Source organism: uncultured Marivirga sp., assembly GCF_963974845.1.
GTDB lineage: Bacteria > Bacteroidota > Bacteroidia > Cytophagales > Cyclobacteriaceae > Marivirga > Marivirga harenae.
Map to the genome: position 1 here is coordinate 89933 of NZ_CAXBEQ010000005.1, position 24573 is coordinate 114505.

Consider the following 24573-nt stretch of genomic DNA (forward strand, 5'->3'; position numbering starts at 1 on the left):
GTGGGACAAAAAAAAGGCTGGAATCTTGATCCCAGCCTTTTAATTCTCTATTAAATTTATTTTTTACATTGCTTCAATCTTATTGTCAACTGGATTTCCGTCTTCATCTACTTTAACAACTTCTTTGATATTTAATGCCTTCACCCCTTCTAATTGAGTTTCAGCATCTCCTACAATGATGTAATTCATCTGATTAATGTTCATGTAAGTATCCATGATCTTTTTCATGTCCTCAACAGTATAAGCTTTCAATTCTTCCTGATTTTGTTTGATAAAATCCTTTGGTAAATTGTAAGAAGATATTTGCTGTAAAACATTAAGTTTTTGACCTAAAGTCTCATAATCTCTCGCCTCTTTTCTAATCAAAGCAGTTCTAGCTTTTTCCAATTCCTCTTCGTTATAGTTCTCCTTGTACGCCTCGATTACTTCTTTGAAAGTAGCTACTGACTGCGGAGTAGTATTTGTTTTTACACTAGAATAAGCTGCAAATGGAGATTTCTGAGTACTTGAGCTAATATTAGAATATGCTCCATAAGTGTAGCCTTTCTCTTCTCTTAGCACTTGGAATAGTTTTCCACCTGAATTTCCGCCTAAACCGTAGTTAGCAACTGTTAACGGATAATAATCTGGGTGATTTCTTTCCACTGCCAGTCTTTGCATTCTGATTACTGATTGCTTAGCATTAGAGAAATTAGCAAAATAGATTTTACCTTCTTCATCCACACTTTTCATTTCATACTCAGGAAAAGTAACTTCCTTTGAAGCCCAGTTTTCGTTCAAACCAGATAATGCCTTCTCCACTTGAGCCTTAGTTACGCTACCTGCAATTTGCAAGCTCGTTACACTAGGTGAGAAGTACTTTTCATAATAGCCTTTTAAATCATCTATACTAATAGATTCAACCGATTCCAAAGTACCGCTTAATGGTTTCGCGAAAATATGGTCATCACCGTAAGTGATTTTATTGGCAACAATTCCAGCAATTGCATTAGGATTAGCATTTCTCTGCTTGATACTATTGATTTGAGCATTTTTCAATCTATCAAACTCCTCCATGTCCCAACGCGGCTCCAAAATCATTTCTTCAACTATGGCCATGGTCTCCTCAAAATAGCGTGCAAGACAATTACCATAGATAACGATTTCCTCATTACCCGTATACATTCCAATGCTAGCTCCAATTTGACCAATTGCATCTTCCAACTCTTCAGGAGTCTTGTTTTTAGTACCTTCTTGCATGATGTCAGTCACCAAGTTAGCGATTCCCGGTTTGTTAGGATCATCTAATAATCCACCGCCTTTTAGTCTAATACTAAAATTAACCAAAGGCAATTCATCATTTTGAATACCTAAAACTTCTATTCCGTTCGCAATCGTAGTCTCATAAATTGTTGGTGGCGTGATCAAAGGCATATCACCAAGTTCAGGCTGCTTACTTCTGTCAATTTCACTTGGCGTTTTCTCATATTCAGCATCTTTATCTAAATCTGCCATTGAAGCTTCATCCATTGGCTTTACTTCTTCAATCTTAACAGTCGCTTTTTCAGATCCTTCTACTATTAATTCCAATTGACCTTGAGGAACAAAACTTGTAATAATTGCTGGTTTACCTTTAATGTACTCATTGTAAACTCGCATTACATCTTCTTTCTCAACAGCTAAAATCTTATTGATGTCTTCAGTAATATATCCTGGATTTCCTTTAAACTCATTATAGCTACTTAATTGGAATGCTTTTCCTAAAATACTAGAAATACCATTGTAGAAACTAGTCTCTTGTCTGGCTTTAATTCTCTGCAAATCTTTATCAGAGAAACCATCTCTCTCGAATTCATCCATAGCTTCCTGTACTGCAGCGTAAACTGAATCCAAGTCAATTCCGTCCTTTGCTCTAATCCCAATATTGAATTCACCTGCTAATTCACTAGAAGAGTTATAAGAAAATACACTTGGTGCGTATTCAGTCTCTTCAACCAATTTCTTGTAAAGAACCGCTCTTTTACCTTGACTGAGGATTTCACCTAAAGCAGATAAAGCCCAAGAATCTGGGTGATACTGCTCTACTGTAGGATAAACAATTCTTAAATCAGGAACTTTCGCGTAATCATCTTCATGAAATAGCTTTTTTGTAGCTTCCAAAGTAACTGGCTTTGGCGACATTACTTCGTCATTTCCTCTTGATTCAATTTCTCCAAAGTATTTTTCAATCCAAGCTTTCACTTGCTCCTTATCATAATCACCAGCAACTACTATTGTTGCATTATTTGGACCATACCAATTGTTATAGAATTCCTTAACATCGCCCAAAGTAGCTGCTTGTAAATCTTCTAACTCTCCAATTACTTCCCAATTATAAGGATGACCTTCTGGGTATAAAGCTTTTTTAATTACATAGCTTCTATGTCCGTAAGGCTGATTATCAACTCTTTGTCTCTTTTCATTTTGAACCACTGGCTTTTCATCTTCCAGGTCTTTTTTAGTGATAGCATTAATAAAGAATCCCATTCTATCTGCTTCCATCCACAAGATTCTTTCCAAAGCATCTTTAGGAACTACCTCGTAGTAAACCGTTCCATCAGTCCAAGTACCGCCATTGAATGTTCCACCTAAATCATTTATGTTTTTGAAAAATGCACCTTCCTCAACGTTTTCAGATTTTTGGAATAACATATGTTCGAAAAAATGGGCAAAACCTGTTCTTCCCGGCTTTTCACGGCTAGAACCCACATGCATTTGAATAGCTACAGCTGCAATGGGATCCGATTTATCCTCGTGAAGGACCACTTCCAGACCATTTGGAAGCACATATTTTTCATAATCAATGGACAATTCTGCTTTATTGTCCGCTTTTTCGCTTGGTTGACAAGCAGCCATTATGCCCATAAATAGCACTAATGACCATGCTGATAATTTTCTCATAATTTGTTTAGTTATAACTTAGTGAGTAAATACTATAAATTTGCGCAAAAAAGCGAATATTAAGTATATCAACGGAAAAGAAAACGGTTAAATGGTACAGGTCTTAAAATTTGTTAATATCTACTATAAACACAGATTATTACCAAATAAAAACTTGCTCTGCCCATGGTAGTCTTGCAGTAGAAAAGTAGCGAAAAAACACTAAAGGAATCCTATAGTTAGGCTAGTTTCTTGATTCTAGTCAAGGGATGATCATCAGCTAGGCCGGAGAAGGTCTCTTTGGCGCTAGTATAACCTATTTCATAAATCTCCTCAGCTTTAGAAAGCGAGAAAACCTTAAAGGGAGAAAGGTCTTTCGGTTCAATAAATATATCGCACAACTTAGCCTGCTCTTTGGTTTGATAGTTAATAATCATCAACATTGAGCGTTCCAAAACCTCTTTCATATTTCCATTTTGGTTAGAACGCCCTACCGGATTGACATTCACACCAATTGTAAAATCGACATGAGGTTTCAAGACATTTGCGGGTAAATTATTAGTAATCCCTCCATCTACATACGATTCCCCTTCCATAATAATGGGTTTGAAAATTACAGGAATGCTCGCAGAAGCTAAAAGCGGTTTGATGAGTTCTCCGGAATCAAAATTAACATTCTCACCGGAATTGAAATTTGTTGTAGCAATTACCAAAGGAATTTTAAAAGCTTCAAATGAATTTTCAGGAAAATAATCTTTAAGAACATCGGATATTTTTTCCAAATTTACTAATCCGGACCATGACAAAGCAGGTCTAAAGAATTTCAAGAAGTTTATATCTGATATAATCTCCATAGTTCTTTTGGGCTCATAGCCTGCTGCCAAAAACGATCCGGCAATGGCCCCAGCACTAGTCCCTGAAATCATATCTGGTTTAATACCCTGCTCATATAAATATTGAGCGATGCCTAGGTGAGCAAAACCTCTTGCCCCACCCCCTGAAAGTGCTAGTCCTATTTTCATATATTTATGTACGTAATTCCTCACTGTAAGTAGAATATACGTTCTGAAGAATTCTCTTTTACTTATACAAGATAACAGACAGAATTATCAATGAAGCATTCTAATTACAATACTTCAGATAATTTGAATGTTTGATCTAAACGCACCCCTTTATCAGTATGTTTAACAGTACAACATTCATTTTCCGCATCATGTTCTAAAAATATGATATATTTATTATCAGCGGCCTCATTCAAAAACTTTTCTTTCTCGTCCAAAGTTTTCAAGGGCCTTACATCATAGCCCATCACGTAAGGTAGAGGAATATGGCCGACAGAAGGTAATAGATCTGCAGCAAAAACGATAGTGTTATCCTTATATTTAATTTTAGGCACCATTTGCTTATCGGTATGCCCATCAGCATATAAAATATCAAATTGAGAAAAGGGAGATGGATTCCCTTTATCCGCAAAATTTAAATGACCACTCTCCTGCATGGGTAAGATATTTTCCTTCAAGAAACTAGCTTTTTCTCTGGCATTGGGTTCAGTGGCCCATTTCCAATGATCATGATTCGACCAATACTTAGCATTTTTGAACTCAATATCCAACTTTGTGTGATCTTGATCTTGCCATTTTACTCCGCCCCCACAATGATCAAAATGAAGATGAGTCAGAAACATATCGGTTACATCATTTTTCGAAAAACCCGCTTTTTTCAATGACCCATCCAGGCTAGCATCTCCATGAAGGTAGAAATGACTGAAGAATTTTTCACTTTGCTTATCCCCTATCCCATTGTCAATCAGAATTAATTGATTTCCATCCTCTATAGCCAGGCATCGCATTGCCCAAGTACACATATTATTTTCATCGGGTTGATTGGTTCTTGACCATAATGATTTTGGGACAACCCCGAACATAGCACCACCATCTAACTTAAAAAATCCTGTTTCTATAATATGTAAATTCATAACAATTCATTTATTGAAATTTGAAGTTATAAAAAAAATGGCTTTTAAAAATGTAAATAATCACATTCTTAAAAGCCATTAATTAAGTATCAACTTTTCCTTAATTGAAATTTGTTTTCGTACATTATTGGATAAGATTGCTACTTAAAAAAAAAAGTTAGATCATTGAAAGCACCTCAAACCAGACCAAGGGAATCTAGATCGGATGTAAATGATCAATAAAATCATAAAGAGCTACACCCAAATTTCGCCTTAAGCAAAAAAGCGGGTTGGAGGGTAAAATGGCGGTCCAGCGTTGGCAATTGCGAGAAGTAGCATCATTTTACCTAGATTTTTTGTATACTTTTTCATCATTGGAAAAAGTATGAAGCATCAAAGCACAAAAATTAGTAATTTAATTCTTATCTCTGCACTTTAGAACTAATAAAATGCAGTGCTTCAATTGTATCAAAAAATGGCTTTTAAAAATGCAAATGATCACATTCTTAAAAGCCATTTTATCAGTGGTAATTGTGACTTACTTAAAACCCGTTTTCATCTATTACTATTCAAATAAAAAAACATCAAATAATTAAAATTAGTTTAAAAAAGCGGCCAATGGAATCTCAATAAAAATGTAATAGACCAAATTCAACTGATGAAATAATTAATAGCTAACTCCCCCACTTTCGCCTAAGCGAAAAAGCGGGTTGGAGGGTAAAATGGCGGGCCAGCGTTGGCAATTGCGAGAAGTAGCATCATTTTACCTAGATTTTTTGCATACTTTTTCATCATTGGAAAAAGTATGAAGCATTAAAAACACAAAAATTAGTATTTTAATACTTATCTCTGCTCTTTAGAACTAATAAAATGCAGTGCTTCAATTGTATCAAAAAATGGCTTTTAAAAATGCAAATGATCACATTCTTAAAAGCCATTTTATCAACGAAATTTAAAGATTACTTTACAACTCCCATTCCACTAAACTTATCTATTCTTTCTTCAATTCTCTTATCTACTGATTTTTTATCCAGCGCCTTAAAATTCTTAAGAATGGTTTTTTTCACCTCATCAGCTACAGCCTTTAAGTTGGTATGTGCACCTCCTAGTGGCTCAGGAATTATTCCATCTATCAATTTATTCTTCAGCATGTCAGGAGCTGTTAACTTTAAGGCCTCTGCTGCCTGCTCCTTATAATCCCAGCTTCTCCATAAAATAGAAGAGCAAGATTCAGGAGAAATTACAGAATACCAAGTGTTTTCTAACATCAAAACTTTATCACCAATGGCAATTCCCAAAGCACCACCTGAAGCACCCTCACCTATGATAACACAGATAACAGGAACTTTTAGCATGAACATCTCTTTAAGATTTCTCGCAATGGCCTCCCCTTGTCCTCTTTCTTCAGCCTCAAGTCCTGGAAAAGCACCTGGGGTATCAATGAAAGTCACGATAGGCTTATTAAATTTTTCAGCCATCTTCATCAGTCTCAAAGCTTTTCTATAACCTTCAGGATTGGCCATACCAAAGTTTCTTTCTTGTCGCTGCTTAGTATTTCTACCTTTCTGCTGACCAATAAACATAAATGTTTGACCATCGACATTACCAAAACCACCTACCATGGCTTTGTCATCTTTTACCGTGCGATCACCATGCAACTCCACAAAGTCATCAGTGATCTCATAAATATAATCCAATGTGTAAGGTCTGTCAGGATGACGGGACAGCTGCACTCTTTGCCATCGGGTTAGATTTTGAAAAGTCTCTTTTTTTAAGGACACAATTTTATCTTCTAGTTTTTTGATGGCATCGGAGATATCCACATCGCTTTCTTCAGCAAGTGATTTCATTCCCGCCAATTTATTTTCTAATTCAACTATAGGTTGTTCGAATTCCAAAAGCATTATTTTAGTGTTTAATCAAATGTAAAATTAATATTTATTCTGGAAGCTTCATGAAATTTAATCAATTTCCCATCATCTTTCCAAAAGAACAAAGATAATAACAAAGGGGGAATAGTAACTTAAAAGAATGGAAACAAAAAAAGCCTAGTTCAAAAGTGAGCTTTTAGTGGTGTGGACAGCCTGTCCCGAGAATCGGGAAGACACTAACTCGCGACCGTCCCGAGAATTCAGGTTACACATTATCCCCAGAATAGCCTTGGGGTTAATCCACTGAGATAGTTTTTTTTAACTACTTAAACAAAGCACATAAAAAAAGCCCTTAGAAGTTAATCTAAGGGCTTAAAAGCGGTCTGGACGAGACCGATTGTACTTGTATTAAATTATCTTAAATTCTATCATTTTATAGCTTTAAATTGATTTTTATAGGTTTTTTTTCACTATATTATAATTTCTTATTTGTTGTTATTTAAAAAAAGTGTCCCCCAAAGTGTCCCCCATTTAGTATTTTTGTTTACCTTGTGAGAGTAATAAATTTAGTCTAAAAAGTGATTAAAACGAACTATTATTTGAGAGACAAGAATAAGGCTGGAGAAACGCCAATTATTCTATATGTTGCCTATAAGGGAGTCCGTAAAAAGTTTTCTACAGGATTACATGTTGAACCTAAAATTTGGAATGAGTCTGCACAAAGACTAAGATTTAAGAATGGTGATGAATCAAGGCTAGATATCAATAGTAAACTTGATCAATGGGAAAAGAAACTTTCAGATGAAATTAATAAAATTAGATTAAGAGGACAATCCGATTTTGACTTTAATTCAGTTTCGGATTTGGTAAATTCTATTTTAAATTCAGATTCAGTAAGAACGCTTAGAGTAGAAAAAGATGATAGGAAGGATAAGATACAACTTGAAGGTAAGCCGGATTTCTTCAAAGTCTTTAGTCAATTCATAGAAGACTGTAAAACTGGTGCTCGACTAAACGACAGAGGACAAAAACTAACAAAAGCATCCATCCAGAAATACGAAAGAACAAGGGATGTCTTAAAGGAATTTTCTAAAAAACATCCATTTACTTTTGATACCATAGATATCAAGTTTTACAGAAGCTTTATCGACTTCTTAAACAAATATAAAATCAGGGAGAAAACAGAGCAAGAGAAAAAAGATGACCCGAAAGGCGGAGAGTACATCATTGGATTTAAAATTAATACAGTTGGCAAGTTTATCAGGGCTATTAAAGCATTTATGAATTACGCCACTGAAATAGGTTTAAATACTAATATAGCTTATCAATCAAAAAAATTTAAGGCTTTTAATGTAGAAGTAGATAACATCAGCCTAACAGAGGAAGAAGTGATTCAACTGCAAGAATTAGATCTATCTGATAATCCGCATCTACAGATTACCAAAGATATCTTTGTAATTGGCTGTTGGACTGGATTAAGATTCCAAGAATTATCAAAGGTGAAAATGGATTATATCAATGATGATTCGCTCACCATTCCTTCCTACAGTAAAGTAAATCAAAAGATTACAATACCACTAAACGAAGTTGTGTTAAATATTTTAAAAAAATATAATTATAGATGGCCTATTGCTCCTAGTTCCCCAGTTTTTAATAGGCAATTAAAAGAAATAGCAGCATTATTGCCAAGCTTACAAAAGCCTTACATACGAAGTGTAACCCAGGGGGGTATGCAAGTAGAAGAGAAATATGTAAAATATGAATTGGTAACAGCACATACTGCTCGAAGAACCTTTGCTACTATCTTTTATTTGAAAGGTGTACCTATTCAGTACATTATGAATATTACTGGACATAGTAAAGAATCTACATTTTTACGATATATTAACGTTACAGCCGAAGAACATGCAAATAAATTTAAAAGCTTTTGGAAAATATAGAAGAGAATAAGTTTATTAAACTAACTAGAGAGTTAGAATTTATAGTAAGTCAATACAGCGACTGGAATTCCAAAGATGCAAATGAGCGATCTGCATTATTCAAACAGGGAATAGAATTGTTGCAAAAAGTCATATTTTTTCGTGATGCCGATTTTGAGGAATGGCAATCCCTCAACCGAACTTATATAGGATTATCAGCCATAGATTTAGAAGCTGTTGTATTTCAAGTGAAAAATTTCAAGGAATGGTATTTGAAGAACGACAGTTTGTATAAAGAGAAAATGGATGGGTTAAAGTACTATTATTCAAAAAATGGACTTCCTGAACCTGATCATTGGCTGATTATATTCCTTCAAGAAGTGCAAAAGTATGGTGTAGATGAGGTGATAAAATCGGACTTTACTTTTAACGAAGAATTACTAATTGAGTCATCACTTAAAACCAAAAAAAGAATAGACTCACTGGTACAAGCATTGGACAGTTCTAAAAAAAGATCAGATGAAGATGGTTCGACTAGCTATAGGTACCTGATTTTAGAGAAATTCTTACTAGAAAGCGTTTCATATAAGTCTTTAAGTCCAGGTGATACGTACGAAGTTATAGGTGTAATATTGGGCTTAGAACCAGATACTGCAAAAAGATATAAAAACAGAAATAAAAAGAGAGGTAGACCTTTAATTTCAGAAGATGATATTTTGGACTCAAAAGAGTTTTTTGATGATAAAAATATAGGGGACTAAATAGCGGTCCCTACGGCTGGTCCCTGCTTAAAATTGCTTCATAATTTAATTAAATCTAATAATTATGAAACAGCAAGTTATGATATCCATGACCACAGATGATTTAGAAAATCTAATCATCGCAGGTGTAATAAAAGGACTTAAGGATTTGAAATCTCAGAAAAGCGATTCTTCTGAAAACGATTTATTAAGTCGGCAAGAAACAGCCTCCCTCCTTAAAATTTCATTAGTCACTCTAAGTGAATGGACTAAGACTGGTATACTTCAATCCTATCAAGTTGGTGGTAGAGTTTATTATAAGAAGAGCGAAGTCATACAGACATTAAGGGTAAATAATCCTAAATCTTGATGTCATGAAAAAGCAATTTGATAAAGACCTTAACAGGACGGATGAAAATTCAATTAATCCTAAGGAACTGATTAATTCAGTTAAAAGAGATATTGAAGAAGTCTCGAGCTTCAACACCTTTGAAATAACTCAAAACTCTTTAAATGAAATTATAAAGACCGCAAAACCAATCAATTTCGGGGAGCTTACTGGAAATAAAGATGTAGAAAAGGCAAAAGGTTCTAAAATTCAAGTGATTGTTATTGATGAATTGGTATCCATCAGCAATAGTCTTAAATTTAATATGTGTGCTCAGTATGACAATTTTTACCTATATAATCATTATTTCTGGGATAAAATTTCAGAAGAGAAATTGCAGAAATTTCTCGGTGAGTTCGCAGAGAAGATAGGGTTGTCAGAAAATATGGCCAAGTATTATAAATTCAAAGAACACTTAGTCAATCAGTTTAGGTCGACTACAATAGTTGTTGAAAAGGCTAAAGATCGATCCAAAGTACTGATGAATTTAAAGAATGGTACGTTGGAAATCACTGATAACGGTTATGAACTCAGAGAACACAGAGCTGAAGATTTTATAAAGTATGTTCTTCCCTTCTCCTACGATGAAAATGCAAGAGCTCCTCTATTTAAACGCTATCTCGATGATGTGATTCCTGAGATCGATAAGCAATACCTTTTAGCAGAGTACTGTGCATCAGCTTTTTTACCAAAGGATTCCGGCAAAATTGAAAAAGTATTGTTTTTGTATGGTAATGGAGCTAATGGAAAATCTGTGTTTTTTGATGTGTTCACAGCCTTACTGGGACCAGATAATATTACAGCTTTTAGTTTGGATGAACTTTCAAAAGAAAATGGGTATAACCGGATTGAAATCGTAGATAAGTTAATGAATTATGCAAGCGAAATTGATACTAAGTTTGATTTTGCGATGTTTAAAAAATTGGCTTCGGGTGAAAAAATTACCGTAAGGAGTATTTACAAAGCACCTTTTCAAACGAAGGACTACGCACGATTGATGTTTAACATTAATGAATTGCCTGAACAAGTAGAACAAACCCATGCATTTTTTAGACGATTACTCATTATTCCGTTCGAAAAAGAAATTCCAGATGAAAAGCAAGATAACGAATTAGATAAAAAGATTATCAGAAGTGAATTAGCAGGGGTGTTTAATTGGATTGTTGAAGGATTAAAAAGATTACAAGTTAATAAAGGCTTTACAGAATGTGATTCATCTAACCGGCTTATTAGAAGATATAAGATTGATTCTGACACAGTTAAATTATTTTTAGAAGAATCAGGATACAAGCCTGATGTAAATAACAAAATATCCTTAATGCACTTGTATGGTGAATTCAAGGAGTTTTGCGAGAAAAATGGATATCGTCCCCTTGGAAAAAAGAAATTTAAAGGGAGACTTATTCATTGCAATTTCTATGACACTAAAACTAATTCAGGTATCGAAATTTATTGTAAAAAAAGTTTCTAAAAACTTGTCACAAAAGTCACTTCCTTCACTTTAGCACCATGTCAAGTGTAAAAAGTGAAGAAAGTTGCACTTAAAACAAAACTTTTATGCAGTATAAATATCAGCTGGCTTCTAATCGAGTACCAAAACTAATGTGCCCAAGGTGCCAGTCTAAGCGTCATTGGCAAAGGTATTTTAATACTGAGAATGGAGAAGTATTACCTGAAATATATGGAAGATGTGATAATGAAGTGAAATGTGGCTACCTATACACTCCTTACGAATTTCCTTTAGTTGAAGAGGACTCCGCTAAAGTAAGGACATCAGACAAGCAAAGACTACAAGTTGTTGGATCGCAGATTACACCCGATGTGTATTTACCTTGTAAGCTTAATGAGAAATTGCAGAGTACCAAAGAATTAAATAGCTTCTATAATTATTTAATCAGTAAGATTAACTACATCCACAAAGGATTTCTTGACGCTGTTTTTGAACAATATAAATTAGGGACTATCCCAATAGAAGATATGAAAGGCGGGTTAACAATCCCCTATATTGATAGTAAAAATAGGATTACAGCAGTTCAAGTAAAACTATTTGATCGCTGCAATCATACAACTAGAACAGATTTTATACATACATTACTGCTACGGTACTACCGTAGAAAAGCTACAGAGGCTCCGTACTGGCTTCAAAAATATAATAGTAATAGTAGAAAAGTCCGATGTTTTTTCGGAGAACATTTGCTGGAAAAATTCCCCAACAATCCTGTTGCCTTGGTAGAAGCACCTAAAACCGCAATCTATGGTACCCTTTACTTCGGCCTTCCAAGTAAATCTAATGACCTTTTATGGTTAGCCACCTATAATGTAAGTAGTCTTACGGTAGAAAAGTGCAAAGTTTTGAAAGGAAGAAATGTAATCTTGTTTCCTGACCTATCTAAAAATGGTGACACCTATCAAAAATGGAAAGCGAAATCAAAAAAGCTTAACATCGAAATTCCTAAAGTAAACTTCCACGTTTCTGATTTTTTGGAGCGTAAGGCTAATCAAGGTGAAAAAGATATGGGCCTAGACCTTGCAGACTTCTTAATTCAGTTGGATTGGAGGGAATTTCAAAAAGAGTTAAAAAGCAATAACAACACTAAAAAAGTAGTCAAAACTGCCTATATCCCCACTACCAAGTATATTGATACCCTACATTTTGACAATGGCTTACTGATGACGGATGGATATCCTGCAGAACTAGATATTCACGCACCCTACCTCAATGCTGAATGTAGGAAAACAATAGAGCAAATTGTAAAAACACCCATACTATTAAGTCTCATAAAGACAGCTGAAATTGATTTCTGATAACTTAGTCAGCAATTGTCTGGTAAAACTTTGTACAAAAGTTTCTAAAACTACAGAGTGGAGTGAGTGTTTATATAGGTCGATATCAAAAAGATAAACATTATTTGTTTCTCTTTCAGTCCGGAATTAAATGGAAAGTCAGTCGATGACACCCCAAATATATCATGCATTACAGCAGAGATGTAAATCCAAGGGTTTTGATTTTATGGTTTCCTACATAATCATTGTAAGGTCCAAATTTAATGTAAATAGGCCGCTAAATATATTTGAGAGGGGTGTCTACACTGAATTTATATTAGAAAATGTTATAAGGGATGTCTGTTACTGCCAGTTAACGCCACGCACTTACAATTAGATTGTAACACTAACATTGGGCAATCAAAACGTGAAGATAATTCTATATAGTAGCAAACGTTTTATATAGAAGCTAGTAGTAATCACTTGGTCGGTATCAGATTTTCAAGCACTAATTGATGCTGTCATGCCGGCATTCCTCTTTACCCTTTACGGAGTAGTGAAGGATAAGTATCCCATTTGGTATCAGTATAACTAAGATAGCTTCCGGAATTTTTTATGAATGTAAAGAGGTCACTATTTGTAAGAAATCATCTTTAAAATTCCACTTACGTATTAGCTACTAAGATCCCAATTTATATTGAATTACGGTTAAATTGTAATTCAGCTACACTCTTATTACGATTCCTTACATAATCACCGTAATGCCTGTTTTAATACATTAAGGCTGTTTTATGTAGTTCAGAGGGGTGTCTTTGCTGATCTTCTTTGATAAAACTTTAGAATAGATGTCTTTTGTCACCAGATTATGACACTCTATTACGGATTAAGTGTAATGCTAATCTTGGATCTTTTTTACAAGCAAACTATCTTCAGTAGGTAAAAAAAATCAAAAATGAAAAAGCAAATATTAATTTCAATGTCTGTAGAGGAGTTTCAAGCAGTAATTAACCAAGTCCTACAGGAGGCTTTAGCATCACTTAAACCGTCCGAAGAGCCAAAGAAAAATAATAATTATCAATTATTGATTAGAAATGAGGCTGCTGAATTTCTAAAAATCACATTAGTTACTTTAAGCGATTGGAGCAAGAGAAATATCATTCAAGCTCATTATCTAGGTGGTAGAGTATATTATGTGAGGGAAGAGCTAAGTAAAGCTCTTAATATTAAGATGGGCTCGAAATATACTACATAATGCGATAACAGTGGAATATGGATTTGCAATTAATATTGATGGTAATGAAGACTTTAAAGTTGTTGTAATTTTTGCTCTAATTAAATTCGGAGTAATCCTCAGTTTACCAAGTAATATATTCTATTGCTTTTCTGTTTACACCCGCTATTTAAGTAGTTGATGAGATGTAACCAGTATTACTTCATAAACAAGTCCATTGAGACATTCAATAATTATCAGTACTTAATCACTACTGTAAACTTACTAAGTACGCAGTATCTACTTACTGTACGTACAAAATCACGCAACGTCCGTACTATTAAAACACGGATTTAACACCCTTTCACTTCTTTACATTAATACGGTCTGTTTTTCAACATTTTTAATAGATTACCTGTTTTGAAGGAATTAAATCGTTATTTTAGTTCAAATTGTGCCACCCATCTAGGTGAAACTGTCCAACCTATTTAGATAATTCGACACCCTATTAGGGTGTAAAAATTACGCAATCACTACTTACAGTTCGTACAACGGTTTTGAAAAGGCATCGTACCTGTATCCGTTGGCTTGGAGAGGGAAATAAAGTAAGTATAAGTCAGTCCTTATTTTTCATCTTTAATCTCTTCAGCAAAGCCTCCCCTATAGTCATACCAATAGGCTTAAACTCTTCTGCTGTAAATTCATCAGTTTTGGCATTGTTACACCAGTAGCAAGCAGGTACGCAGTTTTCATCAGAATATTCTTGGTTAGGTTCTTTACGGTCAATTTCCATTCTCCAGCCTCTTTCATTTTTTTTAAAAAGCTTCTGATTTTCAATTAGCTCCATGATTTCATCAATTGTGATTTTACAATAATGACACTGCTTGGCTTCAAGTAGTTCATTGAATTTACTTTGATGAAATTGACCTTTGAATACATCATTAAAATATGCTTTCCTCCACTTAGGTAATTCTGCTTTAAGCTTCCTTTCTGCTTCTTTCATGGCTACATAAATAGCATCAATTTGCAAATCAGTTCCAGGGAGCTTATCTAATCTCTCTGTATGATAAAAATCAGCAGTGTACTTCTTGATCAAATCTTTTCTTGATAAAAGATCATATCTCAAAAACTCTCTTAATTGAGAGGGATTTACAGTTTTACCATTAATAACCTTCTCGAAAAGAAATATCCTCAATCTGGATTTGAAACTATCATTTGATTTTGATAAATAAGTCATGATTTTCTATTTAAATATGTTTAATAATTCTTGTCTCAAATCTCTATTAATACCTCCATATTCTCCTATCACATTCAGGTAAATAACCTGACAGCTCATTTGCTTTCCTTCTTTCGTAAATCCTTTATGATAGGTTTTAGCTGCTGTTATTGGGCTAAATGCTGTTTTAGGATATAGTAAAAAGCCTTTTTCCACATCCCAGTATTTATTGTATGCGAAAATTTGCCTTAAATCCTCATCAGAAGGTTCAGCATTATCTATGACTTTCCACTTGGTATCGGCTACATACTTTCTATCTCTATCTTGAATAATCAAATCAGGCTTCATTCTCCTGCTCCCCCAGAATAATTCTGATGCTTGATAATTCACATCTAGTCCATCCTGTGCTGATTCTTGCAGCGTTCTGAAAATGTACTCCTCCCAGAGGGCATTCATATTAAACATGATCGCCAGTACATTATTCTTACCTGAAAATATATCTGGAGAATAATTCAGTATAATCATTTTTGCTATTTCGACAGCTTTCGTGTAAGACTGAGTTTTGCGGTTATACTTTAAATTCTCAAATGTTTTTTCCGTGATCGCTATTCTTTTGATGTCAGGAAAGTAAAATAATATTCTCTCCACCTTATCGGATAATATGCTATTATTTAAACTTGATTTCAGAATCAGCAATCCTTCGAGTAGAATTTGATTCAAAAGGGTTTCTCGATCATAAATTTGATGTTTTGTGTAGAAACGCTCTTTATGTACTAGGTTTTTTGTGAGGTGCTCACTGAAGATTAAAGCCCCTTTCAAGGCCTTCAGGTTGCCCTCTTGCTTTCGGTAGTTCTTAACTAAACCTCTTTTAACTAATGCCTCAACTTGATTTAGAAACTCCTCAATATGTAAATGTAGTATGGAATAATTCTTATATTTCAGTGATGCTTCTGTAAGAGTATCAACCTTCAGCGCCCTGGTTTTCCTTAACATTGCTAATAAAACCTGATGCCAATCTGCTGATTCACTATTTTTATCGGTTTTGGGTAATATTTCAATAGTAAGATCAAGCACCTGAATTACACCCACGTACTGATTAAATAAAATACCCTCACGAATCAATTTGAAATATTGGTCACCACCATTATGGTCATGATAATCGACCAAGGCTTCATAATGTCGTTTTTGAAACCAGTTCTTAGACCATCGCAAGCCCGCGTTGTATTGGACACCCGTAAATTCATAAACACGGTGTACCTTACTCATTTTCACTCGGATTTGAATAGTAAATGGATTTTACCGCTGACAAGAAGGCATCAGCATTTCCATTCCTATAATCTATAATCTCATAGAGATGCTTTTCTTTATATAAGTGTTGATCCTCATGTTCAAATTTACCGAAGCTTACTTTATGACCCTGTGATTTTTTTACAAATTGATCGCCCAAAACAAGACCAATTTTCCCAAAATCACCGTAGAAGTATTCTTCCAAAAGAGGAATTACTTTATTATAAAAGATATTTTGAAGCTCTTGAACAGTATCTTCCGCTCCTACCATGGTGAGGAAATAACTGTGACCTATTCTGTGATCTTTATCAATTAGAAGCTCGATTCTGTCATTAATTGTTTTGAGTAAAACATCAAATAAAATACCGTTTTGAAAAGAAACTATCCCTTCAAATATATTTTTACTGTAACCTTGTTCCCAATCAGCATCTTCCAATTTATGATATGCTTCTGTATCAATTTTCTTTCCTCCTAAAATATTTAATAGTTCATTTTCAGGATTTACCCACTCTTCATCCTCCCAAGCTAGCTCCGATTTCATTTCCCACAACATCCACAACATTCTATCTGAAGTTAGCAAGTCTGTATTAGGTGCAATCTCAGTGAAGGTAAAGCGTCTTCTCAGTGCAGTATCCAGTGCTTCAACACTGCGGTCTGCTGTATTCATAGTGCCAATTAAGTGCAAATTGGGTGGAACACTAAATTTGATGGATTTATCGTATGGCAAGCTTGTCCAGATTTCCTGATCTCCTCCTATCCGTTTATCTCCTTCTATTAAGGTGATGAGCTCCCCGAAAATAGCAGATATATTCCCTCTATTTATTTCATCTATGAATAGGGCATAAGGTTTTGCATTGTTAAACTTCCCCTTCCGATTTGCTTTAGAATCATGATGACATTCAGTGAAAGAGTTATATCCTGCTAATTTTAAAGATTCCACGCAAGCTCGGTAAAATATACCTTTCTCAATGATGTACCCTAAATCAGATGAATCACTTAACTCACTGTCAGAATTACTCAATTTAGGTTTAATCCCTTCTACAAAATCCTCATAAGTGAAAGATTGATGAAATGTAACAAAATTGAATCGTTCGACTTCTTTTTCTTCCTTATCGTGCTTTTTATCAGCATTTTCGATTTCATCAACAATATCTTTAATATCGGTTAACTCCTGTTCAATCAATTCTTTATTAACCGACCAAATTGAGCCTTCTGCTTTGCTGAATATGATTGGCTCTTGCTTATTTGAGTAATTGGTATTATCAGAATGCGATTGCAATTGTCCCCAAACAATTTGATTGGCTTTAGTGGGTGTATCAGGATTATGCTTTGATAAAAGTACTGGTTGCTCAACCAATTGAGGCACTTTTGAATCTCCCAAAATATACAAAACCGCAGCTATCAATTTCCACCATGGGTGTTTTTCAGCTATCTCTTTTAAAACCTCATTTTTACTCTTCTTAACTGCCTTATCGGTATAGTTTGCTTTGAGTTGATTAAGAAAATAGGTTTTACCTGTTCCTGGAGGACCGTAAAGGATATTATTTAAGCCCACTATTGTATTTTCATTATTCATTTTGACTGTCTTTGCTTCTTCTATTCCTATTAATGAAATTAGTCTGTTTACGTATCCAGGATATTTGCTGATGTCAGTAAGTGTCTTCGTCACAATTGGATGTACATCCTCCTTCCATACTCCTTTTTTAATCCAGTTTACTTTTCGAAAGCTCTTATATTGACTTCTATCTTCATCATATATGTAGTCAGATGTCACTAAGCCGTATCCTAAATATTCGCTTTTACCCTTCTTTGGTATTATAACATCTCCTATTCTTAAATGACAGTTAGCAGAAAACTGATAATTAGCAGTTGCATCATTCTTCTTTGAACCATCTTCACCTGTGAGTTTTCTTAAGGTTTCAGCTATTTCCTCTTTTGATTCATATTGTGAAAGGTCTCCTAAGTCGTCCCAGCCTAACGCCATAATTCCTTCTTTATAAAATTGATCCCATTTTACGGCATTTGGACCAGGAGCATATAGCCAATAAAAAATGCGTCTATTGATATTTTCATTTGGTATCTCCATGCCTTTATAAAAAATTTCGTACCCGAATTTGTGTAAATATTTATTGGTCTTTTTTCCTCCAGGATATTCCCAGATATGCTCCCCATTCATTTCTCCGTGCGCATAACTCATCAACTCTTGAGGAGGATAGGGTTTGTCATTGATAATTACCTTGTATTTTGTAGCAACCTTAAGATCAATACTATCTCGCTCTATTCGATCTACTGCTTTAAGTATATGATCTTGTGTTATCTGCTCAGGATTAAAAGGCATTTGTTAAAGATTAATTATAGAACTCTTAAGATATTGAAAAAAAATTAATCAACCAGAAGGACTCCAATGTTTCTCCAAATACCAAAATGGTTTTCCTTCAGGAACTAGGGGTTTAAGTTGATGAATTAATTCAAAATATTCTGCCTCTTCCAGTTTAGTCCAGACACACTTATTTAGTTTTAATGATTTATCCCTTTCATTATGAAGGTTCTTTAGCAAAATACTATCAACTGGTGGGTGAATGAATTGTACTCCCTTATCATTTATAGATTGGTCTAATATCACGAAAGTTTTCAAATAGATGGCTATAATTTTAGCTGCTCTGCCGTAGCTACATGAGCCAGTTTGATCTTTAAGAGAATTAATTATTTGGTTGGCTATTTCTTTATGCTTGTCATGAAATTCTTTTTGAGAATTGATATTGAACTGGATTGCGAAACTCGCTAGGTAAGAAGCGTCTATTGCTTTTCCGATTACTTTAGTAGAAGTATAGCCTCTTTGGGCAGCTCTAGCTGCTGTCCATAGAGCGAAGTTGTGCTTATGTTGATTTATAGAGTAAGGCACATGAATATTAATTAATTCGAAATTTGATTATTTTTTAATAATTAGATCATTCTAAATTGATCCTCATAAATATGTATTGGTTCTGATAATCTCCATATAGAAGATATATCATATACTTTATGATAGTATTTCGAACCCTGAACATGCTTATAATAGATCTGGATATCCGGCGATAGTTTCTCTAATTTTATCTCAAAAGAACCAATATTATCATCTTCTAAATAGTGATCATTATTTGCAGATGATCCATTATTATCTGCAATGGAATAATCGTCTGATATTTTAATTTCTTGAAAATATATTTCACCAAAAAGGACTTTTAAATCAAAGTAAATATGAGTGTCAGATTTTTCAAAATTGATTATTTCTAGTTGTGGTATTAGTTTATCTCTGTTTATAACTTTGGTTAGACTTACCAATTCGTTATGAGCCTTAGCACTTGACTCTAATTGTTTACGATTTTCCCTTAATTCTTCACGCTGTAATCGTAACTCTTGAGTTTGAAGCAGGGAAGTATAAATTAAAAGAACAAAAGCCAATGCAGTAAAAAGTGCATTGACCATCCCAAAACTATCACCAATTTGACCTGGATCTTCAGCAAAGAATAATACTACGAAAGTTATTGCCCAGACAGCCAAAACACTGAATATGGCAATCCATAATATACGTCCAGTTCTTAACTCTCCTTTCTCGTTCTTGAATAAACTCATAAATAATATTTTATTCCAACCATTCAAATAATTTGCTCAATTCAGTTTCTATCTCCTTTTCATCTTTACCTCTTTTACTTAATTCTCTTGAGAACTTATCTTGTGGGCTTACTCCAAACTGTGTTAAATTGAAGGGTAGATTTTTAATAATTCGCCAATCAAGAAAATAGCTTATCAGTGACCCATCTTTATTCCTTTTGCTAATCTTTTCATCACCCCACCATACTTTACCAGCTCTAAAAAAAGAATTAAAATAGATCATTGCTTGCTCATGATTGGAAAGTTGCGCTCTTAATGTTTTCAAGTATTCGTATTTAATTTTTTTGTCCTCTTTTAAATCAGAAGTGAACGGAGGAGCCAATGCTATAAACTTAATCGTTTGATAAAGATGCCTGAAGTAATGACCTAATTTTGATGCATGACCTTTCAATGGCTTATACTTCAGTTTCCAATATTCAACTTGAGGTCCCATATTTGGGATTCTAGCACTAATTTTACCTGATTCTTTTTTTTCCTTATAAAGCTTATATTTACAGTGTTCAATTACAGCTTTAAAAAACTCATCATTCTTGCTTTCATATATCAAACTACCTTCTTCTAAATCTCCGACTCCAAAAAAGAAAATGGTATAAGCTATTTTCATATAGTAATCTTCATCTTCATTAACTACTTTACCTTTTTCGTTCCAACTCTCTCGAATAGTGTTTACAAGAAAAAAGATGAATCTAAATTCTATATACATTTTAATAATTGCCTTTCGACCCTGATAATTATTATTGATATCAATCTCATTTACATTTTCCTTATGCAGTCGAAGCATTTCATAAAACTTATTTTCGAAACGCTCAATTTTAGTGTCATTTCTTATTTGTTCATTTGCTTGATACTGAATTAAAAATGCGAAAAAAGTAGTAATAACAGCTGCAACACCTATAATTGGTGCAAAAATCCCATTTACTGAATCACCTACAGAACCTCCTATTGTAAAGCTATCTTTTATGATTTGTGAATCTGATCCATTTAATACCAGATAAATTGATACGCCATAAATAAATAGTAGAGTAATCAAGACAAATAACATTGCCTTAAAAGCTATCTTATAATAAGAGAAAGGGATTTGAGATTTCATTTTACTTTTTCTTATGTTTTATCAGTTCTCCAAAACCTTTTGGTATAATGCCGTTTTCTCGCATCCAATCTAAAGCCTTTAACAATTGATGCTCATTGTATTTTTGTTTTCTCTCACTCCAATTCAAAAAATCATTTACCAATAAATCATCTGCAACTGGTTCCCCTTTTATAATGCGATCATTCCAAACGGCATAAAGAGTTGATATAATTTCACATTGATTTTCTGATGCATTCCCTAATAAATTGATTAATCTAGCAAAGAGCCTTTTCTTAGGTGTAAAGTAATTATCAAAATAATTATCAATTTTATGCTCATTTTCTAAACTCCGGTACCTATACCCAGTTTTTTCAAACCACTTTTGTTGCTTCATTTGAGGTTTAAAAACATGCATAAATCGGTTATCAAAAGGACCTGCTGCCTGATTGTAATAATTTAAATTTAAATCAGCTTCCATCAAATGCTCTGCTAAATGCATCAGCTTTTGCAATTTGATATTTGTAAAATCATTGCTATCCTTACACTCTTTAATTATCTTTCCAGCTAAAACTTGTTTTGCAAATCCTTTTTTGCTTTTAGGTATTTCTAATCGTTGTAGATCATACGACAGCTCATTTTCAGCAGCCTTACTCACCCTCTGCTGTTCCATTGAATATTCCTTAGTTTCAGAACTATTATTAGCAACTTTAACCTGTCCATTCATAAGCATAGGCAAAAGCCAATCACGCAGTTCGGAGAGTTTTTGGTTTTCCTTTTGAGCAACATCTAATTTATCAAGGATAGGATCAAGCACTTGAGAAAATTCGATAAGAATTTCATTCTGAGGTACAAGAATTTTACATTCTTTGAGAGTACCATGTCTAATTCCTTTATGAATACTCCCGTATGCTACATTTCTCGTATATGCTTTCATATAATCACTGGAAAGAAACATATATAGATATTCGGAGCTTACTTCTTCTAAATTGGGAGTGATCACAAATACTGATTCATTAATATTCCAGTTAATTGGTTTTTCTTTTATCAAATATGTTGTGCCAACAGGTTCTATACTTGTAAATAAGATATCACCTGGTTTCAAATTTGATCTCTTGTCAATGATTTCTAGTGAGGTATCTGAAATCTTATCACATTTATCATCCAAAACTATACGACCTTGTTCAATATTTTTAATTGTCACATAGAAGTTTTCGCCCTCTCCTAATTTAAAATTATTTCTTGGATTTAGACCAGTGCCAGTCCTTTCAACTATGTCACCAACTTGCTTTACCTCCCAACCTTCAGGAATTTCTCTTTTGAGTGCTTCGCTATAGACCATTTTACAACCAGAGTTTTTGTAGGGTTTGCCTTCCAATTCGGGTTTGCCCATGGCTTTTGCCTGAGCTTTACTGATAGGAAAATCAAACTGAACAAACCAATAATCATAAATCAGCTTCGCTACAGCTTCTAACTGCTTATTTATTTTCTTATTAAGTTCTATTTTTAAATTTATTGAATCAAGAACTGAAACAATTCCATTCTGAAATTTAAGTGGTAAAAAAGGTATTTTCATATCAAGAAACATAAAATGATTTAAATCCGGTATAGTAGTAATACCAGCTCTTATTTTCATTTCTCTTTGTTTCTCTTTAGTAGTTAAACAATAATATAGGTATTTGCCATTTACTAAATTTTTATCATAGTTTACTTTGAAAAAATTATTATGAAAGCATCCAGTTATACCAGTCAAAATTTGACCAGTACTACCAGTTCGAACAATAATAATATCATCTGGATTGCAAATGCTGGATTTAGGAGGATTCTCAATATAATATTTTTCTAAATGCCCATCTTTTAAAAACTGAACTGTAATGTAAAAGAATCGATTTTCACCTGGTTCCCTAAATCTCTTAGAAATCGGTATTTGTAAACCTTGATTAACTGAGCACAAATCTTTTAAATGAATATATTTTGCTACTTCAGTCATACTTTAACCTCTTTAAATTCTCTAGAATTTCCTTCTCTAGCTCACCTGACTCCACAAATAAACTACTTAAATTTTCCTCGTATCCTATCAGCTTAGATTCAAACTCATCTTGAGTAATATCCACATATTCAATTTTTACTTCAAAATACTGCCCGGCACTTAAGGAGTAATTTTTAGTTTTAATATCTTCATAGCTAACGACTACTGAAAAATCATCAACTGCCTCCTTTTTGTTAAAGGCGTCAATAATAGCATCTTCTTCCTCAGCAGATAATAATGTCTTCTGATTCTTTCCTTCCTTTACAGTAGTACCCAAATTAGAGGCATCTATTAACACTACATCTCCTTTGTTCTGCTTATCCAGAAAAATAACCGAAACATTAGTTCCTGTTGTAGCAAAAATATTGCTTGGCATACTTACAACTCCAGCCAACATTTTTTCTTCAACCATTCGCTCCCGTATTTTACGATCTCGCCCACTTTGCGCAGTAATAAAACCCGTAGGTACGACTATGGCGGCTTTTCCTTTATCATTCAGCGAATGCATTATGTGTTGCAAAAACATCAAGTAGATAGACATACTTTCTTTTTTAGCTTTAGGAACATCTGGAATTCCAGCAAAAAAGCGCTCATTGTTTTCTTTGGTGTCCAAATCTTCTACAAAATCTGAAAAATCAAGCTTAAAAGGTGGATTGGAAACTATATAATCAAACTTTTGAAGATCACCATTTTTGTCTCGGTGGTAGGGTTCCAATATTGTATTCCCCTTAACTATATTGGGAATGGAATGCACCAAATCATTCAAAATAAGGTTCAGGCGCAATAAATTGGATGATTTCTGGGAAATATCCTGTGAGTAGATGGTACATTTCTCTTCTCCGATTTCGTGCGCTAAATTCATTAATAGCGTACCTGATCCAGCTGAAGGGTCATAACAAGTTACGCTAGTTACATTTTCCTGCACCAAACATTTCGCCATGATTTTGGAGACTGCATGAGGCGTGAAATATTCAGCATATTTACCACCACTATTGGTATTATAATCTTTAATCAGGTATTCAAAAATAGTGGCGTAAAAATCAAATTTCTCATGAAAGATATGCTCAAAGCTAAAATTAACCAGTTTATTGATAATGGCTTTGCAAAACTCATCACGTTGGTCAGTTACGTACTTAGAGATATTCTCAAATAGTACTATTTTTTCACCAGCATTGGTTACTACCGAAAAGATATCACTATTCTCCTTGGCAATATCCAATAAAGTATTGTCAAATATTTCAGCAAACCCAGCTTCATTTTGGCGATCAAAAAGAGAGGAAATGAACTGAGTAGGTTTTAAAAGAGCGGTATTTTCGCTCATCTGCATCATCAGCATTTCATAACCGTCCTCACTGTAAGTCCTTAATTCTTCCTCCCAACTTTCAGCCTTCGCTATATTATCATCCAGCTTTTTTACTTCATGTATAAATTTATCATTCAAGAATTTATAAAGAAAAACCTGCGTAATGATTTTAAATTCATTCCCATCATTCCCCAGGCCGTAATTCGCACAAACGCTTTTTAATCCGTCTATTAGTGCTTTGGTGTCTTTTTCAAATTGTATTGTTGTGGTCATTTTGT

Annotated in this window: 18 protein-coding genes; 6 read left to right on the top strand and 12 right to left on the bottom strand. The window is 34.0% G+C overall.

What is annotated here, in order from left to right:
* Positions 1-63: 63 nt before the first annotated feature.
* The 4 genes from AAC601_RS12295 to AAC601_RS12310 form a co-directional block, all read right to left on the bottom strand.
* Positions 64-2919: a pitrilysin family protein gene (locus AAC601_RS12295; protein ID WP_303269262.1), complete on the bottom strand. Its 2856-nt coding sequence runs from the start codon at positions 2917-2919 to the stop codon at positions 64-66.
* 218 nt (positions 2920-3137) lie between these two features.
* Positions 3138-3920, bottom strand: a complete 783-nt coding sequence (locus tag AAC601_RS12300; RefSeq protein ID WP_303269263.1) for a patatin-like phospholipase family protein — start codon at positions 3918-3920, stop codon at positions 3138-3140.
* Positions 3921-4024: 104 nt separating this feature from the next.
* Positions 4025-4873, bottom strand: coding sequence for an MBL fold metallo-hydrolase (locus AAC601_RS12305; protein WP_340153437.1), 849 nt, complete (start codon positions 4871-4873; stop codon positions 4025-4027).
* Between the two features lie 938 nt (positions 4874-5811).
* On the bottom strand, positions 5812-6756 hold the full coding sequence (locus AAC601_RS12310; RefSeq protein ID WP_303269265.1) for an acetyl-CoA carboxylase carboxyltransferase subunit alpha: 945 nt from the start codon (positions 6754-6756) through the stop codon (positions 5812-5814).
* A 566-nt stretch (positions 6757-7322) separates the two neighbouring features.
* Between AAC601_RS12310 and AAC601_RS12315 the strand changes: the two genes are divergently transcribed.
* The 6 genes from AAC601_RS12315 (at position 7323) to AAC601_RS12340 (ending at position 13785) form a co-directional block, all read left to right on the top strand.
* On the top strand, positions 7323-8663 hold the full coding sequence (locus tag AAC601_RS12315; protein ID WP_340153438.1) for a tyrosine-type recombinase/integrase: 1341 nt from the start codon (positions 7323-7325) through the stop codon (positions 8661-8663).
* Positions 8651-9403, top strand: a complete 753-nt coding sequence (locus AAC601_RS12320) for a hypothetical protein (RefSeq protein ID WP_340153439.1) — start codon at positions 8651-8653, stop codon at positions 9401-9403. The genes AAC601_RS12315 and AAC601_RS12320 overlap by 13 nt, the downstream gene beginning before the upstream one ends.
* Before the next feature lie 64 nt (positions 9404-9467).
* The gene (locus AAC601_RS12325) at positions 9468-9752 is read left to right on the top strand and encodes a helix-turn-helix domain-containing protein (protein ID WP_340153440.1); all 285 of its coding nucleotides are present in this window, start codon (positions 9468-9470) and stop codon (positions 9750-9752) included.
* A 4-nt stretch (positions 9753-9756) separates the two neighbouring features.
* Positions 9757-11241 (top strand): phage/plasmid primase, P4 family, encoded by a 1485-nt coding sequence (locus tag AAC601_RS12330; RefSeq protein ID WP_340153441.1) that lies wholly within the window; start codon positions 9757-9759, stop codon positions 11239-11241.
* A gap of 86 nt (positions 11242-11327) precedes the next feature.
* A complete protein-coding gene (locus AAC601_RS12335) occupies positions 11328-12575 on the top strand; it encodes a DUF6371 domain-containing protein (protein ID WP_340153442.1) in 1248 nt (415 codons plus the stop codon).
* Positions 12576-13485: 910 nt separating this feature from the next.
* Positions 13486-13785, top strand: a complete 300-nt coding sequence (locus AAC601_RS12340; protein WP_340153443.1) for a helix-turn-helix domain-containing protein — start codon at positions 13486-13488, stop codon at positions 13783-13785.
* A gap of 574 nt (positions 13786-14359) precedes the next feature.
* Here AAC601_RS12340 and AAC601_RS12345 read toward each other — a convergent pair.
* Genes AAC601_RS12345 through AAC601_RS12380 form a run of 8 tightly spaced genes read right to left on the bottom strand, consistent with a single transcriptional unit; the run spans position 14360 to position 24568 of the window.
* Positions 14360-14980 (bottom strand): hypothetical protein, encoded by a 621-nt coding sequence (locus AAC601_RS12345; protein WP_340153444.1) that lies wholly within the window; start codon positions 14978-14980, stop codon positions 14360-14362.
* Positions 14981-14986: 6 nt separating this feature from the next.
* Complete coding sequence (locus AAC601_RS12350; RefSeq protein ID WP_340153445.1) at positions 14987-16225, bottom strand: restriction endonuclease; 1239 nt, start codon at positions 16223-16225, stop codon at positions 14987-14989.
* Positions 16218-18584: an AAA family ATPase gene (locus AAC601_RS12355; RefSeq protein ID WP_340153446.1), complete on the bottom strand. Its 2367-nt coding sequence runs from the start codon at positions 18582-18584 to the stop codon at positions 16218-16220. The genes AAC601_RS12350 and AAC601_RS12355 overlap by 8 nt, the downstream gene beginning before the upstream one ends.
* Before the next feature lie 48 nt (positions 18585-18632).
* Complete coding sequence (locus AAC601_RS12360) at positions 18633-19148, bottom strand: hypothetical protein (RefSeq protein WP_340153447.1); 516 nt, start codon at positions 19146-19148, stop codon at positions 18633-18635.
* Positions 19149-19189: 41 nt separating this feature from the next.
* Positions 19190-19858, bottom strand: a complete 669-nt coding sequence (locus AAC601_RS12365; protein WP_340153448.1) for a hypothetical protein — start codon at positions 19856-19858, stop codon at positions 19190-19192.
* 10 nt (positions 19859-19868) lie between these two features.
* Positions 19869-20987, bottom strand: a complete 1119-nt coding sequence (locus AAC601_RS12370) for a putative phage abortive infection protein (RefSeq protein WP_340153449.1) — start codon at positions 20985-20987, stop codon at positions 19869-19871.
* Between the two features lies 1 nt (position 20988).
* Positions 20989-22953, bottom strand: coding sequence for a restriction endonuclease subunit S (locus AAC601_RS12375; protein WP_340153450.1), 1965 nt, complete (start codon positions 22951-22953; stop codon positions 20989-20991).
* Entirely contained in the window at positions 22946-24568 is a 1623-nt protein-coding gene (locus AAC601_RS12380) for a class I SAM-dependent DNA methyltransferase (RefSeq protein WP_340153451.1), read from the bottom strand. The genes AAC601_RS12375 and AAC601_RS12380 overlap by 8 nt, the downstream gene beginning before the upstream one ends.
* Between the last annotated feature and the right edge of the window lie 5 nt (positions 24569-24573).

Excerpts from the sequence above, each read along its gene's own strand:
- AAC601_RS12295 (WP_303269262.1), bottom strand. The coding sequence starts at position 2,919 with ATGAGAAAATTATCAGCATGGTCATTAGTGCTATTTATGGGCATAATG.
- AAC601_RS12300 (WP_303269263.1), bottom strand. The coding sequence starts at position 3,920 with ATGAAAATAGGACTAGCACTTTCAGGGGGTGGGGCAAGAGGTTTTGCT.
- AAC601_RS12305 (WP_340153437.1), bottom strand. The coding sequence starts at position 4,873 with ATGAATTTACATATTATAGAAACAGGATTTTTTAAGTTAGATGGTGGT.
- AAC601_RS12310 (WP_303269265.1), bottom strand. The coding sequence starts at position 6,756 with ATGCTTTTGGAATTCGAACAACCTATAGTTGAATTAGAAAATAAATTG.
- AAC601_RS12325 (WP_340153440.1), top strand. The coding sequence starts at position 9,468 with ATGAAACAGCAAGTTATGATATCCATGACCACAGATGATTTAGAAAAT.
- AAC601_RS12330 (WP_340153441.1), top strand. The coding sequence starts at position 9,757 with ATGAAAAAGCAATTTGATAAAGACCTTAACAGGACGGATGAAAATTCA.
- AAC601_RS12335 (WP_340153442.1), top strand. The coding sequence starts at position 11,328 with ATGCAGTATAAATATCAGCTGGCTTCTAATCGAGTACCAAAACTAATG.
- AAC601_RS12340 (WP_340153443.1), top strand. The coding sequence starts at position 13,486 with ATGAAAAAGCAAATATTAATTTCAATGTCTGTAGAGGAGTTTCAAGCA.
- AAC601_RS12345 (WP_340153444.1), bottom strand. The coding sequence starts at position 14,980 with ATGACTTATTTATCAAAATCAAATGATAGTTTCAAATCCAGATTGAGG.
- AAC601_RS12350 (WP_340153445.1), bottom strand. The coding sequence starts at position 16,225 with ATGAGTAAGGTACACCGTGTTTATGAATTTACGGGTGTCCAATACAAC.
- AAC601_RS12355 (WP_340153446.1), bottom strand. The coding sequence starts at position 18,584 with ATGCCTTTTAATCCTGAGCAGATAACACAAGATCATATACTTAAAGCA.
- AAC601_RS12365 (WP_340153448.1), bottom strand. The coding sequence starts at position 19,858 with ATGAGTTTATTCAAGAACGAGAAAGGAGAGTTAAGAACTGGACGTATA.
- AAC601_RS12370 (WP_340153449.1), bottom strand. The coding sequence starts at position 20,987 with ATGAAATCTCAAATCCCTTTCTCTTATTATAAGATAGCTTTTAAGGCA.
- AAC601_RS12375 (WP_340153450.1), bottom strand. The coding sequence starts at position 22,953 with ATGACTGAAGTAGCAAAATATATTCATTTAAAAGATTTGTGCTCAGTT.
- AAC601_RS12380 (WP_340153451.1), bottom strand. The coding sequence starts at position 24,568 with ATGACCACAACAATACAATTTGAAAAAGACACCAAAGCACTAATAGAC.